Consider the following 3,118-nt stretch of genomic DNA (forward strand, 5'->3'; position numbering starts at 1 on the left):
GCAACATTCACAATATTACCAGTACCATTCAAACGAACAAGAATATCCAAAACAATACTCTCACCATTAGCTAAAGCACCAATATTCCAAACACCAGTACCAGGAACATAATAAGTAGACCTTGGAGAACTACTATTAATATAAATCAACCTACTATCTAATCTATCAGTAATAATTAAACCAGTAGCACCATCAGGACCAAAATTAGTCACATTAATAGTATACAATATATAAGCACCATTAACAACATTACCAGAAACATTAGACTTTTTAACAATGCTAATATTCACAGCAGTAACCACAGTAATATTAGTATTATTACCAGGAGTACTACTATTATTACCAGTATTATTCTGATCAACACTACTAACATTAGCAACATTCACAATATTACCAGTACCATTCAAACGAACAAGAATATCCAAAACAATACTCTCACCATTAGCCAAAGCACCAATATTCCAAACACCAGTACCAGGAACATAATAAGTAGACCTTGGAGAACTACTATTAATATAAATCAACCTACTATCTAATCTATCAGTAATAATTAAACCAGTAGCACCATCAGGACCAAAATTAGTCACATTAATAGTATACAATATATAAGCACCATTAACAACATTACCAGAAACATTAGATGATTTAACAACACTAATATTCACAGTCGGAGTAACAGATAAGTTAGTATTGTTATCAGGAACACTACTATTATTACCAGTATTATTCTGATCAACAGTCACACTAGCAACATTAACAACACTACCAGTACTATTTAAAGTAACAACAATATCTAAAAATACACTTTGACCATTAGCTAAATTACCAATATACCATTTACCAATAATAACATCATAAGAACCAACAGTAGCATTAGAAGACCTATAAATAACACCAACAGGCAAATTATCAGTAACTTCAACACCAGTAGCACCATCAGGACCATGATTAGTCACATTAATAGTATATCTAATATCAATACCATTTAAAACACTACCAGAAACATTACTAGTTTTAACAATGCTAATATTCACAGTCGGAGTAACAGACAAATTAGTATTGTTGCCAGGAACACTACTATTATTACCAGTATTATTCTGATCAACACCAGTCAAATTCGCAACATTAACAACATTACCAGTACTATTTAAAGTAACAACAATATCTAAAAACACACTCTGACCATTAGCTAAATTACCAATATACCACTTACCAGTAGCAAGATCATAATAACCAACAGTAGCATTAGAAGACTTATAAACCACACCAACAGGCAAATTATCAGTAACTTCAACACCAGTAGCACCATCAGGACCAAAATTAGTCACATTAATAGTATACCTAACATCAATACCATTTAAAACACTACCAGACACATTACTAGTTTTAACAATACTAATATTCACAGTCGGAGTAACAGTAAAGTTAGTATTGTTACCAGGAGTACTGCTGTTATTACTAGTATTATTTTGATCAACAGTCACACTAGCAATATTAACAACATTACCTGTGGTATTTAAGGTAACAACAATATCTAAAAAGACACTTTGACCATTAGCTAAATTACCAATATACCATTTACCATTAGCAGAATTATAACTATTAACAGTAGCATTAGAAGACTTATAAACCACACCAACAGGCAAATTATCAGTAATCTCAACACCAGTAGCACCATCAGGACCAAAATTAGTCACATTAATAGAATATTTAACATCAATACCATTTAAAACACTACCAGACACATTACTAGTTTTAATAATACTAATATTCACAGTCGGAGTAACAGACAAATTAGTATTGTTACCAGGAACACTACTATTATTACCAGTATTATTCTGATCAACACCAGTCAAATTCGCAACATTAACAACATTACCAGTACTATTTAAAGTAACAACAATATCTAAAAATACACTTTGACCATTAGATAAATTACCAATATACCATTTACCAGTAACAAGATCATAAGAACCAACAGTAGCATTAGAAGACTTATAAACCACACCCACAGGCAAATTATCAGTAATCTCAACACCAGTAGCACCATCAGGACCATGATTAGTCACATTAATAGAATATTTAACATCAATACCATTTAAAACACTACCAGACACATTACTAGTTTTAACAATAGTAATATTCACAGTCGGAGTAACAGTAAAGTTAGTATTGTTACCAGGAGTACTACTGTTATTACCAGTATTATTCTGATCAACAGTCACATTAGCAATATTAACAACACTACCAGTACCATTCAAAGTAACAGCAATATCTAAAAATACACTCTGACCATTAGCTAAATTACCAATATACCACTTACCAGTAACAGCATCATAAGAACCAACAGTAGCATTAGAAGACTTATAAACCACACCAACAGGCAAATTATCAGTAACTTCAACACCAGTAGCACCATCAGGACCATGATTAGTCACATTAATAGTATACCTAACATCAATACCATTTAAAACACTACCAGACACATTACTTGTTTTTATAATACTAATATTCACAGTCGGAGTAACAGTAAAGTTAGTATTATTACCAGGAGTACTGCTGTTATTACCAGTATTATTCTGATCAACAGTCACATTAGCAATATTAACAACACTACCAGTACCATTCAAAGTAACAACAATATCTAAAAATACACTCTGACCATTAGCCAAATTACCAATATACCATTTACCATTAGCAGAATTATAACTATTAACAGTAGCATTAGAAGACTTATAAACCACACCATTAGGCAAATTATCAGTAATCTCAACACCAGTAGCATTATCAGGACCATGATTAGTCACATTAATAGTATATTTAACATCAATACCATTTAAGACATTACCAGAAACATTACTAGTTTTAACAATACTAATATTCACAGTCTGAGCAACAGTTAAGTTAGTATTGTTACCAGGAGTACTACTGTTATTACCAGTATTATTTTGATCAACAGTCACATTAGCAATATTAACAACATTACCAGTACTATTTAAAGTAACAACAATATCTAAAAATACACTCTGACCATTAGCTAAATCACCAATATACCATTTACCAGTAACATGATTGTAACTGCCAAAACTAGCATTAGAAGACCTGTAAATAACACCAG

At 31.5% G+C, this 3,118-nt stretch carries 1 protein-coding gene; it reads right to left on the reverse strand.

Annotation, left to right across the window (positions count from 1 at the left end; all coding sequences use genetic code 11):
* A partial coding sequence (locus tag MBCUR_RS01635; RefSeq protein ID WP_157077525.1) for a beta strand repeat-containing protein occupies nucleotides 1–3,118 on the reverse strand: 3,118 nt, incomplete at both ends.

The sequence above is a fragment of the Methanobrevibacter curvatus genome (assembly GCF_001639295.1).
Taxonomy (GTDB): domain Archaea; phylum Methanobacteriota; class Methanobacteria; order Methanobacteriales; family Methanobacteriaceae; genus Methanoflexus; species Methanoflexus curvatus.